Source organism: Acinetobacter sp. WCHA29, from assembly GCF_002165335.1.
In the GTDB taxonomy this organism is placed as follows: Bacteria; Pseudomonadota; Gammaproteobacteria; order Pseudomonadales; family Moraxellaceae; genus Acinetobacter.
This window is the reverse complement of the sequence record NZ_NHRQ01000008.1, coordinates 58,222-73,935: the sequence shown is the minus strand read 5'-3', so window position 1 is coordinate 73,935 and position 15,714 is coordinate 58,222. Positions and strand designations below refer to the sequence as shown.

The following is a 15,714-nucleotide window of genomic DNA, read 5'->3' as shown; positions in this document are numbered from 1 at the left end:
CCTCAGAAAGGAGAAAAGTATGAAATTTCAAAATGCAAAAATAAAAATACTCGATCTAGATCTAAAAGGGTGTGTATACCTTAATCATCTCTCACAGTCACAACGCATTGCCTTATTTTTTAAAACGATTAGTCGTTTGGGTGATGGACCATTTTGGTATGTCATGTTGTTATCAGTATGGATTGCACAAGGTTTGGCATACGGTCTGCAAATTCTATATTTGCTCGTTGCAGGTTCTGTTGGTACGGGGATTTATAAGTTTTTAAAGCATAAAACGACTCGACCACGCCCTTATCAAGTTCACCAAGTGATTGTACTGGGCGAGCTACCATTGGATCATTTTAGTTTTCCATCAGGTCATACTTTGCATGCGGTCATGGTTACTATTACATTAGGCTATATCCAACCGTTGTTATTAATCTTGATGTTGCCATTTACGATTCTGGTTGCAATGTCCCGCATGATTTTAGGATTACATTACCCAAGTGATGTGATCGTCGGGGCGGTGATTGGTGCATCCGTCGCTAGCGGTATTATTTTGTTGGCACCAAACTTCAATATCATTCTTTGAATAATTTAACGAGTTTTAATGATAGAAGACTATTTTTTAAATCTTAGGATTTGTTAAAGTACGCTCAATCACAAACTGTTAATTAGGTTATCAAATGGGCTTACGTTGGACAGATACGATTGATATCGCAATCGAACTTACTGAAGCACACCCAGATGTAGATCCTCAATGGATTCGTTTTACTGATTTACATGCTTGGGTTTGCGCATTACCAGACTTTAATGATGACCCAAATAAGTCGACGGAAGGTTTGCTTGAAGCGATTCAAATGGCTTGGTTGGATGAAGTTCGTTAAAAAAACATCAGAAATCACTGAACTTTTACAGATTCAAGCTGATTATTGGCGATGACATCGGTATAATGCGGCAAATTTTTTAGTTTACACCATAAATAGGAGTCAATCATGGCGATTGAACGTACTTTATCTATCGTAAAACCAGATGCAGTTTCTAAAAACCACATTGGTGACATTTTTGCTCGTTTTGAAAAAGCGGGTTTAAAAATTGTTGCAACTAAAATGAAACACCTTTCTCAAGCTGATGCTGAAGGTTTCTATGCTGAGCACAAAGAACGTGGTTTCTTTGGTGATTTAGTTGCATTCATGACTTCTGGCCCAGTTGTTGTTTCTGTTCTTGAAGGCGAAAATGCAGTTCTTGCTCACCGTGAAATCTTAGGTGCTACAAACCCTAAAGAAGCAGCTCCAGGTACAATCCGCGCTGATTTCGCTGTAAGCATCGACGAAAACGCTGCTCACGGTTCTGACTCAGTTGCTTCTGCTGAGCGTGAAATCGCTTACTTCTTTGCTGATAACGAGATCTGCCTACGCACTCGTTAATCCAAAGTATTCAAGCCAGATAAGTGGTATACTACTTATCTGGTTTTTTATTTTTTATAGATTGAGTTGTGTGAAAAACACACAGCATTTTCTAGCGCTGATATCGTTTAGGTAAATATACATGAGTTCTGTAGTGGTCGTTTCATCTGAGAATGTCGATGAAAAACAACAGTCTTTAACTACGTCTGTCGTTCAAGCTGCCGATAAGAAAGTAAATTTACTTGGCATGTCCAGAGCCGAATTAGAAAAATTCTTTGAAGACTTAGGCGAAAAAAAGTTTCGTGCCGGTCAAGTCATGAAATGGATACACCAGTTTTTCGTCACTGATTTTGCTGAAATGAGTAATATTTCAGGAAAATTACGTGAAAAATTAGAAAAAATCTGCGAAATCAAAGCACCTGAAGTGGTGCACCGTAACTATTCTAAAGATGGTACCCGTAAATGGGTGTTTCGTGTAGGTGATGGTGAAGGTTCTCTGGTTGAAACCGTGCTGATTCCTGCCGAAGATAAAACAGGTGCACGTAAAACCTTGTGTATTTCATCACAAGTGGGTTGTGCACTGGATTGTTCATTCTGTTCGACGGGTAAGCAAGGTTTCCAACGTGATCTAACACCAGCAGAAATCATCGGTCAGTTGTGGATGGCAAATTATTCTTATATGGAAGATGTGCCTGTTGCTGAGCGTGAACGTACCGTAACCAATGTGGTCATGATGGGTATGGGTGAACCTTTACTTAATTACGATGCAGTACTCAGCTCAATGCAGTTAATGTTAGATGATTTTGCCTACGGAATGTCTAAACGCCGTGTAACTTTATCAACATCAGGTGTTGTTCCAAAAATTGATCAATTAGCGCAAGACATCGATGTTGCACTTGCGATTTCATTACATGCACCAAATGATGAACTACGTAATGAATTGGTTCCTATTAATAAAAAATATCCATTACAGCAACTTATTGCTGCGTGCCAACGTTATTTAGCTAAAGATGGCAATGAAAGCTCACGTCGCCATGTCACTATCGAATATGTGATGTTGGAGGGTGTCAATGATCAGCCTGAGCATGCACAGCAATTATTAAAATTATTGAAAAACTTGCCAAGTAAAATCAATCTAATCCCATTTAATCCATTTCCACATGCACCTTACGGACGTTCGAGTCGTAATCGCATCATTGCTTTTCAAAAAACTTTGTCTGACGCCGGATTTGTGTGTACGATTCGTCAGACACGTGGCGATGATATCGATGCTGCATGTGGTCAATTGGTAGGACAGGTTGCTGACCGTACGCGTCGTGCGGAACAGTGGAAGAAGAAAGTGGCGCAACGACAAGAAATTTTGCGCACACAAGGATAAAACTTGGGGATATAGCGTTGAATACAACTCGACTAAAAACGATTATAACGACTGCTGTTGTGTTTACTGTAATGGGTTTAACCGCTTGTCAATCTTCGACAGGGTTGAAGAAAGACCCAGAAAAAGCTGTTCAAGTTCGTTCTCAACTGGCTGCTGAATATATTCGTACAGGTGATTTGGATTCCGCTAAACGTTCTCTTGATCAAGCTTTAAATATTGATTCGCGTGATGCAAACGCCAATATGATGATGGGGATTCTACTGCAACAAGAAGGCAGTAAACCTAATATGGAAAAAGCAGATGCTTATTTTAAGCGTGCGATTTCTTCAGAACCAGATAATGCACAAGCTCGTAATAATTACGGTACATATTTGTATCAAATGCAACGTTATAATGAAGCGATTGAGCAATTTACCCGTGCAGGTGCAACCTTAGGTTATGAACAGCGATTTCAATCGTTGGAAAACTTGGGGCGAATCTATTTAAAGTTAGGCGATGTTGCGAATGCTGAAAAAGCATTCAAACAAGCGCTACAAGCAAATCGTAATGCAACTATTTCAATGTTAGAGTTGGCAGAAATTTTCTATTTGCAACAAAATAATAGAGATGCATCGCAACTATACGAACAGTATGTTCGTAATGTGGGGCAAAAAAACCAAGGTGCACGTGCACTTTGGATTGGTATACGCATTGCTCGAGCGAGTGCGGATCAATTAGGAATGCAAGTGTTAGTGAATCAATTACGAGCATTATTTCCTGAGAGTCCAGAATATCAACGTTATTTGCAATTACAGTACAGTACTGAGGCCGTATGGAAATAAATCCAAATTCACATCAGCCAACTGGCTCAACCTCGCCATCGTCAACCTTAGGAAATATTCAACGTCCTGGTGAGTATTTGCGTCAAATTCGTATTGCACAAAAGAAAGAACTTGAAGAAATTGCAAGCGTATTGAATATGCCCGTTAAAACATTAACGGCATTAGAGCAAGATGACTATAAATCCTTGCCTGAAGCCACATTCATCAAAGGCTATTACCGTGCCTATGCAAAACTGCTCAACGCAGATGCTAGTGCCATCATCCAGCGTTTTGATGAAATCTATGCCAATGACACAGGTCTCAAGGCCAATCATGCCCTGAGCAACTCCCCAATCAAGACTATGGGCAAGCTTGCTGGATCGAAAAGTGTACGTAATCGTAAGTGGTTGAAGCGTATTGCTATTTTAGCTGCTGTTTTAGTCTTAGCTTGGTTGGCAGTGATGGCTGTACAAAATTGGACATCAAGCCACAAAAATGATGCAGAAGTTGAAGCGCCGAAAGCAAAAAGTTCTGATGTCGAAATTATACCGATGGGAACCACAACGAACGTAACTTCTGGCGACCAATTAGTTTTGAACTTTAGTCGACCAACATCTGTGCATATCGTTGATGCAACAGGTAAAGTATTAGCAACAGGTCGTCAAGCATCTACATTAACTTTGAGTGGTGAATCACCATTCCAAATTCGTTTAGATGATGCAACAGCTGTATCCTTGACCTTGAATCAGGAGCAAATATCTCTGTCTCCATATACGGTTAATGGAAAAGCAGAATTCCGTTTGTCTCGTTAATGCCAAAGAGTAGAGCTATACGATGATTGTGAATCCAATTAAACGCCGTCCAACACGTAAAATTCGTGTTGGTTCAGTGTATGTCGGTGGTGATGCCCCGATTAGTGTTCAAAGTATGACCAATACTGAAACCTGTGATGTGGATGCAACTGTAGCGCAAATCCAGCGCTGTGCAGATGCAGGTGCGGATATCATGCGTGTTTCTGTACCGTCAATGGAAGCAGCAGAAGCTTTTGGAGCAATTCGAAAACGAGTCTCTGTTCCATTAGTTGCTGATATTCACTTTGATCATCGTATTGCTTTAGCAGTTGCGGACTATGGTGCAGATTGTTTGCGCATTAATCCGGGTAATATTGGTTCGGATCAGAAAGTACGTGAAGTCGTTGCTGCAGCAAAACATCATGGTATTTCGATTCGTATCGGTGTGAATGCAGGTTCTCTGGAAAAAGACTTACAAGTGAAATATGGTGAGCCGACAGGGCAGGCCTTACTTGAGTCAGCGATGCGTCATATCGATATTCTCGACCGTTTAGATTTCCATGAGTTCAAGGTCAGCGTTAAGGCATCGAATGTATTTTTAACGATGGATGCTTATCGTTTGCTGTCTCAACAGATAGATAATCCACTGCATCTTGGTGTGACTGAAGCAGGGATTTACCGTACGGGTACAGTCAAATCAGCAATTGCCTTGGGCGGACTGTTGATGGAAGGCATTGGCGATACTATGCGTATTTCGCTCGCGGCTGAACCTGAGGATGAAATTAAAATCGGTTTTGATATTTTAAAATCGTTGGGCTTACGTTCAAATGGTATTAACTTTATTGCTTGCCCAAGCTGCTCACGTCAGGAATTTAATGTGATTCAAGTGATGCAGGCTTTGGAAGAGCGCCTAGAAGATATCCGTACACCGATGGATTTATCCGTGATTGGATGTAAAGTGAATGGTCCTGGTGAAGCTAAAGAGGCGGATATCGGTATCGTTGGCGCATCACCGCGTTCACTGGTCTATCGTAATGGTGAAAAAAGTCATTTAATTGACACAAATCAGTTGGTTGATGAAATTGAAACAATGGTTCGTCAACGTGTTCAAGAGCTTGAAGAAGCTAAATCTAAAGAAATTATTCGTAGTTCATCATGAGTTCAATTGTCGCGATCAAAGGTTTTAATGACACCCTTCCAACACAAACTGCTGCTTGGAGAAGTCTGGAACAACAATTAGCATCTTTAATGGATGCCTATGGCTATCAACAAATCCGTTTACCGATCGTTGAACAAACGGGTTTGTTTAAGCGTGCGATTGGTGATGCAACCGATATCGTTGAAAAGGAAATGTATACCTTTTTTGATAAAGGTACTCCACCTGAATCGCTGACTTTGCGTCCAGAAGGTACGGCTGGGTGTGTGCGTGCGATGTTGGAACATAACTTATTGCGTGGCGCAACACCGCGTGTTTGGTATGTGGGTCCAATGTTCCGCTATGAAAAGCCACAAAAAGGTCGCTATCGCCAGTTCCATCAATTTGGTGTTGAAACTTTTGGTGTGGCAACGCCAGATATTGATGCAGAAATCATTTTAATGACGGCTCGCCTATGGAAACGTATGGGTGTAGCCGCAAATGTTCGTCTAGAACTCAATACTTTAGGTGAGACGGATGAGCGTGCGGAATATCGTGCTGCTTTGGTTGAGTTTTTAAATCAGCACAAAGATGCATTAGATGAGGATTCACAACGCCGTTTAAGTACCAATCCATTACGTATTTTAGACTCTAAAATTGAATCAACACAAAAGATTTTAGAAAATGCACCAAAGTTGCATGATTTCTTAAAAGAAGATTCGATCAATCATTTCCAACAGTTACAACAGTACCTCACTGATGCAGGCGTTGAGTTTGTAATTAACCAGAAGTTAGTACGTGGCTTGGACTACTACAACAAAACTGTATTTGAATGGACGACAACGATGTTGGGTTCACAAGGAACAGTCTGCGCAGGCGGTCGTTACGATGGCTTGGTAGGACAACTGAAAGGTAAAGCAGATCAATCTATACCTGCAGTTGGTTTTGCAATGGGTATGGAACGTTTACTGTTGTTGCTTGAGCAGGTTGAACAAGCCCAAGAAGTACGTGATTGTGAAGTTTTCTTATTGGCTGAGCCTGCATTTCAAGCTAAAGCTTTAGTATTAGCAGAGCAAATCCGTGACCAGTTAGAAGCAGCAAACAGCTCAATTCGTCTGAAAACAGGTTCACAAGGCAGTATGAAAAGCCAAATGAAAAAGGCTGATCAATCGGGTGCAATCTATGCAGTGATTTTGGGTGAGCGCGAGTGGGAATCACAACAGCTTTTGGTCAAAGAGCTAGCAACGGGTGAGCAGGCGCAGGTCGCTTTAACTGAGCTGACATCTTTTTTTATCGAAAAATTTAAACAATAAATTGCACAATATTTAGGGAAAGGACAATCACATGAGTTTAAGTGATGAAGAACAACTCGACCAATTAAAGTCTTTTGGCAAAAAATATGGTTCTGCCATGATTAGCGGGATTCTGATTGCCTTGATTGCCTTTTTCGGATGGGAATATTGGCAAAAGAAAAATTTAGCTGAGGCACAGAGCCAAACGGCGAAAGTACAAAAATTGATGGACGAAGCTAAGGCTGCATCAGGTCAACCAAATGCTTTCGCTACAGTATCTGAAGCAGCAGATAAAATTGTGAAAGATGATGCTAACTCGGTTCAGGCGATTCAAACCCAATTTATCTTGGCGAAGCTTGCTTATGATAAACAAGACTATGCTGCAGCTGAAAAAGCATTAAAGAAAGTTGAAAACTCAAAAGTTAAAGATGCGGGTTTGCTGCAAATTGTAAAAATACGTTTAGCGGATTCACAATTAGCACAAAAGAAATATGATGAGGCGCTGAAAACCTTATCAAACGTGACTGAACCAGCGTTTAAAGCAACTGCAGAAGAGTTACGTGGTGATATTTTTGTTGCAAAGAAAGATACTGCATCGGCGCAAAAAGCATATCAAAGTGCTTGGGATAGCCTCATTGAACGTAAACAAGAGCGTCAGCTTTTACAAATTAAACTCGAAAGCGTTGGTATTTTAGTAGATGATCCTGAAATTGAGCGCCCGATCTTAGATACCAAAGTGGATGAGTCTTAATGCAGAACAAACTAAAATTACCTTTGGCAATTGCAATTGCTTCAGCTTTATTAATTGGATGTTCAACCAATAAAGTAAAAGAAGTGAAACCGAATTCGTTGCCAAAAATTACGCAACAGCAAGGCTTAAATCTGGTCTTTTCTCAAAGTGTTTCGTCGACAAATGCAGCAGAAGCTTTACGCTTGCAGTTAGATACAGATAACGGTGTAATTTTTGCGATTGATCCAGATGGTCAGGTTTCTGCTTATAAAGCTAAGCAGCGTCTTTGGAAAAGTAAGGTTACTAAGCAAGAAATTACTGCTGGTGTAGAAGCAGGTGAGGGTATTGTCATTATTGGTAATCGTAAAGGTGAGTTATTTGCCTTAGATCAGGCTACTGGTAGCCAAAAATGGTCTGCCAAATTATCTGGTGCGATTTTGTCTCCTTCACTCATTCAATCGGGACGAGTTATTACGATTGCAAATGACGGGACTGTATTTGCGCATGATACTGTTACTGGACAGCAAGTGTGGGCATATAAATTACCAAACGTTCAGTTTAGTTTACGTGGTCAACCTGCACCCGTTCGTTTAGATGAACGTACAGTCGTTGTTGCATCCGCGAATGCTTATGTTTATGCATTGGATGTAATCAGTGGCGTGCCGCGTTTCCAACGTCGAGTTGCAGTAAGTGATGGCCGTTCCGATATTCAACGTTTGATTGATGTTGTCGGTGACCCAGTTGTTGCAGGTCAATATCTGGTAACAACCAGTTTCCAGGGGCAAGTTACAACTACTGATCTTACGACACAGCGTGTGGTGTGGAGTGAAGATGCAAGTAGTACGAATAGCGCTGAAGTTTCAGGTGATAAAGTTTTTGTCTCGACTGCAGATGGAAAATTGAAAGCTTATAATTTAGCGACAGGCGAACTTCTTTGGCAGAATGAGGAATTACTTAACCGTCAATTAAGTAATCCTGTGATGCTTGGACAGAACCTTGTGGTTGGCGATTTAGATGGAGTTATTCATTTGATTGATCCAAACACAGGGAAGTTGATTGGTCGTGCGAAAACTAGTGGTGAAGTCCGTTCATTGCGTGTGATTGATAATCAGCTTTACGTTGCAACTCGAAAAGGTGCATTAAGCATTTGGCAGAATCGTTAATTTTGCCTTAGCTTGTGGTAAAATATTTAATTAGCAATTGCTAATAAAAGAATGATCGGGGTATTTGTTTGAACAAAACCCCGAATTTTTATTGTGATTATTTGATCACCAAAATCTTCCATACTGTTTCTGATACGATGTCATCAATGATGGCTCGTCTGAATTAAGGTTAATTTATGAAACCCGTTATTGCGCTTATTGGTCGTCCAAACGTCGGAAAATCAACGCTATTTAACCAAATCACTAAAAGTCGTGATGCTTTGGTTGCTGACTTCGCTGGTTTAACTCGTGACCGCAAATATGGCGATGCGGTGTATCAAAATAAATCATTCATCGTCGTTGATACTGGCGGTATTGGTGAGAATGAAGGCGGTATTGACTCATACATGGCGGAACAGTCAAAAACAGCCATTCATGAAGCAGATATCATTGTTTTTGTTGTGGATGCACGTGCAGGTTTGTTGGCATCAGATGAACAGATTGCCCGTGAATTGCGTACACTAGGTAAGAAAGTTTATTTAGTTGCCAATAAGGTTGATGGTGTTCATGCAGAAGCCGCGCTAGTTGAATTCTATAAACTTGGTATGGGAGAACCTATTCAAGTTGCGGCCAGCCATGGTCGTGGTGTGCAGCAAATGCTTGAGGAAGTATTAGCTGAAGTACCAGAAGATGAAAATCCTGAAGAACATAACAAAAATACAGGTTTGCGTTTGGCGATTATTGGTCGTCCAAACGTAGGTAAGTCAACTTTAGTCAACCGCTTGCTTGGCGAAGAGCGTGTAGTTGCATTTGACCAGCCCGGTACTACACGTGACTCAATTTATATTCCTTATGAGCGTGATGGTCGTCAATATACGTTGATTGATACTGCGGGCGTGCGTCGTAAAGGTAAAGTGGATGAAATGATTGAGAAGTTCTCAATCGTGAAAACATTACAAGCGATCAAAGATGCTCACGTGATTGTCGTTGTGCTTGATGCACGTGAAGGGGTCGTTGAGCAAGATCTACATTTAATTGGCTATGCATTAGAAGCTGGTCGTGCCATGGTGATCGCCATTAATAAATGGGACAACATGACTGAATATGATCGTAAGCAATGTAAGCTTGATGTTGATCGCCGTTTTGACTTTATTCCTTGGGCGAAAGTACATTTAATCTCAGCCTTACATGGAACTGGTGTGGGTGATTTATACCCAACCATTCATCGTGCTTATGATTCATCACATTTGAAAGTGTCACCAGCAAAATTAACGCAGATTTTGAATGACGCGACTGATGCGCATCAACCACCAATGATTAGTGGTAAGCGTATTAAAATGCGTTATGCGCATATGGGCGGACAAAATCCACCTACAATCGTGATTCATGGTAACAAAGTAGATAAAACACCTGCTGATTACCGTCGTTATTTGGAAAACGTGTTCCGTAAAGTGTACAAGCTGGAAGGTACACCAGTACGTATTGATTTTAAAACCTCAGAAAATCCATTTGAAGGTCGCAAATCTCAAGTTGATGAGCGTGTTGCAGCACGTAAACGTCGTTATATACAGAAATTTAAAAAGGCTGAGAAAAAATTTAAGCGTTAAGCTGATTTTGCCGTTAAAACCCAAACATTGTTTTGGGTTTTTTTATGCTTTTTAATGTGACTCATGAGATAAGTTGCTCATGCACTTGCGAATGAAGTCTTAAGTTAGGTGATTAAACGAAATAAGCTTGATTATAATCTTCTAGGTTTTTATACAATCAGGTTTATATTGAACGATGTTTTGTTGAGTGAAGCTGATGGTGATACGTAAAATTGAAATACATATTCAAGCTTTGGCTTCACTTCTTGAGCGAGATAAAGCGGATTTCTCAGATTTTAGATCGTTTAATGATTATCAAAAACAACAGATTAAAGCCTATCGGGATCACCTTCTGGCAAATAAATTAAAGTGTTTAACGACTGATCTACAATTTTCAAAACATGAATACGGTAAGCCATTTTTAAGCTCTCATACCTTGGAATTTAATCATTCACATAGTCAAAAATACTATGCTTTGGCGATGAGCGAGCGTGTGAAAGAGATTGGTGTTGATGTGGAAGAGTTGGATCGGAAAGTTCGTTTTGATGCTTTGGCTCAACATGCCTTTCATCCTGAAGAATATCAAGCATGGTTGCAACAAGATCAAGACCCAGAGTATTGGCTCAGAGTATGGACGACTAAGGAAGCAATTCTAAAAGCATCAGGTTTTGGAATTAGACTGGATTTAAATAGTCTAAATACACAAGTTCATCCATCACATGATGGTGGAATGTGTACTCATCCTTTGATTGGAACATTTGCTTATCAAAATTTTGTTTTAAATCAGAAGATCGTGCTGACTATCGCATGGGGTGCAGAGCAGTCTTGTCGCGGTTTTCAATTTCCGCAGATTCAAATGATTCAATATTGATAAATGAAGAACGTACAACCCCGTGCTCTAATCTTAATCAAAAAAGCCAGCATTATGCTGGCTTTTTTGATTTGAATTTTACGATGATTTAGATTTAAGGAATTTCTTCTTCATCAAATTCAGGTTTAACTTGGACAATAAAATCTTGACGATTTAAACCACGCCATAAAGCAAATGCTGTACCAATATAAATAGATGAGTACGTACCAATAAAGATACCCACACACATTGCAATTGAGAACCAATGTAAACCATCACCTCCCCAGAACATCATGGCAAGAACCACGAGTAATAGAGTCATTGAGGTATGGATCGTACGGCGCAAGGTCTCTGTTAATGCGATATCTACAATTTCACGTGGTGTTGCTCCACGAATTTTACGGAAGTTCTCACGGATACGATCCGATACAACGATGTTATCGTTGAGTGAGAAACCCATTACCGCAAGTATTGCTGCAAGCACGGTTAAATCAAATTGCCATTGGAACAATGCAAACGTTCCGATGATAATTACGATATCGTGAAATAATGAGATTACGGCACCCATTGCAAGTTTAAACTCGAAACGAATGGTGACGTAGATCAGCATTAAGATCAAAGCAAGTGCAAGTGCACCTGCAGAGCGGATATAAAGCTCATTACCTACTTGACCGCCAACAGAGTCAACTTTATGAACTTCTGCTTGGTTATTTGGCAATTGAACTGCTTTAGTGATGGTATCGTTTAGATCTTCAACTTTAAGATCTTCTTGCACTGGCATACGTACAATCAGGTCTTTATTACTTCCTAATGTTTGTACAACAGCGTCTTTAAAGCCTGCTTTATCGAGTGCTTGAGCGACTTGAGCGGGTTGAACAGCTTCTTTGTAGTTGAGTTCAGCAGAGATACCTCCAGTGAAGTCCAAACCGAGATTCAGCCCTTTTGTGACGATAAAGAAAACGCTCGCAAGGGTAATCAAGATCGAGAAGATTGCAGCAGGTTTAGCAATCTTCATGAAAGGAATGATTTTTAGATCATCTGGGCGACCGTATTGTTTTGAGTCTTGTTGAGTCAGATCAGTCATGTGAATCTCCTTAAATACTCAACTTAGTCAAATTACGGCGTTTGCCATAAATGAGCTGGACGACAGCACGGGTCACAGTAATCGCAGTAAACATTGAACATACGATACCGATCATCAAGGTGACCGCAAATCCTTTGATTGGGCCTGTACCAATTGCGAACAAGATAAATGCCACGATGAAAGTGGTTAAATTCGAGTCGAAAATGGTGTTATAGGCCCGATCATAACCCGCGATAATGGCTTGTTTAGGGGAGGCGCCCCAAAGCATTTCTTCTCGGATACGTTCGCAGATCAGTACGTTGGCATCAACCGCCATACCAATACCAATCACGATCCCCGCGATACCTGGTAAGGTGAGGGAAGCACCAATCCATGACATAAAAGTTAAAATCATGGCAAGGTTGAACACCAAGGCAAAGTTTGCAATTAAGCCAAACAGACGGAAGAAAACAACCATCCAAATTGCAACCAATAAGAAACCGATTTGAGTCGATAACACACCCTTATCAATATTCTCTTGACCAAGACTTGGACCAACAACACGCTCTTCTACAAAGTACATTGGTGCAGCTAAAGCACCTGCTCGAAGCATCAAGGCAAGCTCTGCTGCCTCTTGAGGTGAATCTAAGCCAGTGATACGGAATTGTGAGCCCAATACCGCTTGAATGGTTGCCGCATTGATGACCACAGATTCTGTATATGGTGTGCGTACTTCAGTTTGAGCACCCGTCTTAGGATCAGCAACATAAGAGATCTTTTGTTTATTTTCAATAAACAATACTGCCATACGTTTACCCACGGCATTACGTGTTGCATCTGCCATGAGCTTACCACCAGCGGTATCTAGGGTGATATTTACTTCAGCGCCGCCAGAATCTTGACTAAAACCAGAGCTTGCATTTTGAACACGCTCACCAGTCAAAATACGATTACGTTGTAAAAGAAGTTGACGACCGCTGTCCAGAGATTGATAAGCAAAAACCTCAGTACCCGGTGGAAGTGGTTGACCATTATATTTGCCAGTGTATTGATCAATATATTGATCATTACTGTCAGCAACTAAACGGAATTCTAAGTTCGCGGTACGACCTAATACACGTTTTGCTTCAGCAGTATCTTGAACACCCGGTAGCTCAACCACGATACGGTTACTACCTTGCGTTTGTACCAGTGCTTCTGCTACACCAAGTTCGTTAATACGATTACGTAATGTAGTTAAGTTTTGGTTGACTGCATAAGACTGAATTTCTTGACGACGAGTATCTGTATAATTCAGTTTTAGAGTCGCGCCAGATGTCGTTGCAATGGCTTGTTGAGTAAACTCATTATTGTTACGACGTAAAAAATCTGCTGCGGCATCACGATCTGTATTGTCAGCAAATTGGATCGTAATGGTGTTATTACTTAAAGCAAGGTTATTAAATTTAATTTTGTTGTCACGAAATTGACGACGCAAATCAGTCGCAGATGTTTCCATACGCTGACCAATCGCTTTATCCATGTCGACTTCAAGCAAGAAATGTACACCGCCACGTAAGTCCAAACCGAGTTTCATCGGTTTAGCCCCAATCTTTCGCAACCATTCTGGTGTTGTTGGTGCAAGGTTGAGTGCAACCACATAGTCATCACCTAAATCACGGCGCAACACTTCTTTGGCTTTTAACTGTGCTTCTGAAGAGTCTAAACGTAATAATGCCGCATTATTGGTGAAGCTATTGTCGTGACTGCTAATGTTGGCAGTTTTTAAAATCTGCTCCGCTTTTTGCACAATGGTTTGATCTATTTTTGTGCCTGCTTTAGCGCCTGAAATTTGGACAGCAGGTTCATCTGGATACAAACTAGGAAGTGCATATAACGTACTGATCACAAGTACCACAAGGATCAGTAAATATTTCCATGCAGGGTAACGCATTCGCTTTCTTCTTAAATGAAAAAGTCGTGCTGAGGCACGACTATCTTATGATTAAAGGTTATTTAGTGTGCCTTCAGGTAATACTGAAATGACACTCGCACGTTGAATTTTTACATCGACACCACGGCTGAGTTCAACGACTGCAAAGTCACCATCAAGTTTGGTGATTTTTCCCATCAAACCGCCTGCAAATACGATTTCACTGCCCACACCTAAGCTTTCGATTAAAGAACGATGCTCTTTAGCACGTTTTGCTTGAGGTCTCCAAATCAGGAAATAGAAGATCCCGATAAATACAGCAATCATCAACAAGTTTGCCATCAGGCTAGGGCCTTGTGCAGCCGCTGGAGCAGCGTGAGCAGTAGAAATTAAAAAGCTCATTTCGATTTCCTAAAATTAAAAAGTCAAAAATTAATAATAAAATTCCAATTCGTTTTGCAATGTACCTTGTCTTGCGGTCAGGCGCAAATCTTGATGCAATTCATTCACATTAGTCTTCAGGACAAGCGGGAACTTCTAGACCACGACGCGCATAAAAGTCCTGAACATATTCGTCAAATGTGCCGTTATCCAATGCATCACGCATCCCTTGAGTCAGTCTTTGGTAATAACGCAAGTTATGAATGGTACCGAGCATAGATGCCAACATTTCTCCGCATTTCTCTAAATGATATAAATAGGCACGGGTGAAGTTTTTACAAGTGTAACAATCACAATGTGGATCTAAAGGTCCTTTATCATGACGATATTTACTATTACGAATTCTGACCAGACCATCAGTGACAAAATAATGACCATTACGTGCATTACGGGTTGGCATGACGCAGTCGAACATATCGACACCACGGCGAACCGCTTCAACGATATCTTCTGGTTTACCAACACCCATCAAATAACGTGGTTTGTCCTGTGGCATTTTGTTTGGTAAATAATCAAGCACTTTGATCATTTCTTCTTTTGGTTCACCAACTGATAAACCACCAATTGCATAACCATCAAAGCCAACTTCTAATAAACCTTTAAGTGATTCATCACGAAGGTCTTCATACATACCGCCTTGAATAATACCGAATAAGGCATTTTTATTCTTAAGCTCATCATGGTGGTGGGTTTTACAGCGTTTAGCCCAACGTAAAGACAGTTGCAAAGATTTTTGCGCTTCTTCATGTGTTGCAGGGTAAGGAGTACATTCATCAAAGATCATCACGATATCTGAATTGAGTACATGTTGGATCTCCATTGAAATTTCTGGAGACAAAAACACCTTTGAACCGTCAATAGGAGAACGGAAAGTTACACCTTCTTCTTTGATTTTGCGCATCGCGCCTAAGCTAAATACTTGGAAACCACCTGAGTCGGTCAAAATTGGTTTATCCCATTGGATAAACTCGTGTAAACCGCCATGCTCTTTAATCACTTCCAAGCCTGGACGTAAATATAAATGGAAGGTGTTACCTAAAATAATCTGTGCCTGAATTTCTTCAATGTCACGAGGTAACATGCCTTTCACTGTACCGTAAGTACCCACGGGCATAAATACAGGTGTTTCAACCACACCATGCTCTAACGTAAGTCGACCACGACGGGCCCGTCCCGACTGACCTAATTTTTCAAATTTCATGACACATC

Annotated in this window: 16 protein-coding genes; 12 read left to right on the top strand and 4 right to left on the bottom strand. The window is 40.7% G+C overall.

Annotated elements, in window-relative coordinates; all coding sequences use genetic code 11:
* Positions 1 to 19 precede the first annotated feature (19 nt).
* The 12 genes from CDG59_RS07800 to CDG59_RS07745 all read left to right on the top strand — a co-directional run bounded on the left by CDG59_RS07800 (position 20) and on the right by CDG59_RS07745 (position 11,110).
* A complete protein-coding gene (locus CDG59_RS07800) occupies positions 20 to 571 on the top strand; it encodes a phosphatase PAP2 family protein (RefSeq protein WP_087544633.1) in 552 nt (183 codons plus the stop codon).
* Positions 572 to 665: 94 nt separating this feature from the next.
* Complete coding sequence (iscX, locus tag CDG59_RS07795) at positions 666 to 866, top strand: Fe-S cluster assembly protein IscX (protein WP_004664895.1); 201 nt, start codon at positions 666 to 668, stop codon at positions 864 to 866.
* 108 nt (positions 867 to 974) lie between these two features.
* Positions 975 to 1,406, top strand: a complete 432-nt coding sequence (ndk, locus tag CDG59_RS07790; RefSeq protein WP_087544631.1) for a nucleoside-diphosphate kinase — start codon at positions 975 to 977, stop codon at positions 1,404 to 1,406.
* Between the two features lie 121 nt (positions 1,407 to 1,527).
* Positions 1,528 to 2,763, top strand: a complete 1,236-nt coding sequence (gene rlmN / locus CDG59_RS07785) for a 23S rRNA (adenine(2503)-C(2))-methyltransferase RlmN (RefSeq protein ID WP_087544629.1) — start codon at positions 1,528 to 1,530, stop codon at positions 2,761 to 2,763.
* Between the two features lie 17 nt (positions 2,764 to 2,780).
* Positions 2,781 to 3,584 (top strand): type IV pilus biogenesis/stability protein PilW, encoded by an 804-nt coding sequence (gene pilW / locus CDG59_RS07780; RefSeq protein WP_034602770.1) that lies wholly within the window; start codon positions 2,781 to 2,783, stop codon positions 3,582 to 3,584.
* On the top strand, positions 3,575 to 4,375 hold the full coding sequence (locus CDG59_RS07775; RefSeq protein WP_087544627.1) for a helix-turn-helix domain-containing protein: 801 nt from the start codon (positions 3,575 to 3,577) through the stop codon (positions 4,373 to 4,375). The genes pilW and CDG59_RS07775 overlap by 10 nt, the downstream gene beginning before the upstream one ends.
* Before the next feature lie 22 nt (positions 4,376 to 4,397).
* Positions 4,398 to 5,513, top strand: coding sequence for a flavodoxin-dependent (E)-4-hydroxy-3-methylbut-2-enyl-diphosphate synthase (gene ispG, locus CDG59_RS07770; protein ID WP_004664888.1), 1,116 nt, complete (start codon positions 4,398 to 4,400; stop codon positions 5,511 to 5,513).
* Positions 5,510 to 6,802, top strand: a complete 1,293-nt coding sequence (gene hisS / locus CDG59_RS07765; RefSeq protein WP_087544625.1) for a histidine--tRNA ligase — start codon at positions 5,510 to 5,512, stop codon at positions 6,800 to 6,802. The genes ispG and hisS overlap by 4 nt, the downstream gene beginning before the upstream one ends.
* A 31-nt stretch (positions 6,803 to 6,833) precedes the next feature.
* A complete protein-coding gene (locus CDG59_RS07760) occupies positions 6,834 to 7,532 on the top strand; it encodes a YfgM family protein (protein ID WP_005162294.1) in 699 nt (232 codons plus the stop codon).
* Positions 7,532 to 8,674: an outer membrane protein assembly factor BamB gene (gene bamB, locus CDG59_RS07755; protein WP_087544624.1), complete on the top strand. Its 1,143-nt coding sequence runs from the start codon at positions 7,532 to 7,534 to the stop codon at positions 8,672 to 8,674. Before CDG59_RS07760 ends, bamB begins: the two co-directional genes overlap by 1 nt.
* A gap of 176 nt (positions 8,675 to 8,850) precedes the next feature.
* Positions 8,851 to 10,260, top strand: coding sequence for a ribosome biogenesis GTPase Der (gene der, locus CDG59_RS07750; RefSeq protein ID WP_005162290.1), 1,410 nt, complete (start codon positions 8,851 to 8,853; stop codon positions 10,258 to 10,260).
* 196 nt (positions 10,261 to 10,456) lie between these two features.
* A complete protein-coding gene (locus CDG59_RS07745) occupies positions 10,457 to 11,110 on the top strand; it encodes a 4'-phosphopantetheinyl transferase family protein (protein ID WP_087544622.1) in 654 nt (217 codons plus the stop codon).
* 94 nt (positions 11,111 to 11,204) lie between these two features.
* Here CDG59_RS07745 and secF read toward each other — a convergent pair whose 3' ends face one another.
* From secF to tgt, 4 genes are all read right to left on the bottom strand, one after another.
* The gene (secF, locus tag CDG59_RS07740) at positions 11,205 to 12,173 is read right to left on the bottom strand and encodes a protein translocase subunit SecF (RefSeq protein ID WP_004664877.1); all 969 of its coding nucleotides are present in this window, start codon (positions 12,171 to 12,173) and stop codon (positions 11,205 to 11,207) included.
* A gap of 10 nt (positions 12,174 to 12,183) precedes the next feature.
* On the bottom strand, positions 12,184 to 14,085 hold the full coding sequence (secD, locus tag CDG59_RS07735; RefSeq protein ID WP_087544621.1) for a protein translocase subunit SecD: 1,902 nt from the start codon (positions 14,083 to 14,085) through the stop codon (positions 12,184 to 12,186).
* 51 nt (positions 14,086 to 14,136) lie between these two features.
* Positions 14,137 to 14,466 (bottom strand): preprotein translocase subunit YajC, encoded by a 330-nt coding sequence (gene yajC, locus CDG59_RS07730; RefSeq protein ID WP_004664873.1) that lies wholly within the window; start codon positions 14,464 to 14,466, stop codon positions 14,137 to 14,139.
* A gap of 109 nt (positions 14,467 to 14,575) precedes the next feature.
* Complete coding sequence (tgt, locus tag CDG59_RS07725; protein ID WP_005162280.1) at positions 14,576 to 15,706, bottom strand: tRNA guanosine(34) transglycosylase Tgt; 1,131 nt, start codon at positions 15,704 to 15,706, stop codon at positions 14,576 to 14,578.
* Between the last annotated feature and the right edge of the window lie 8 nt (positions 15,707 to 15,714).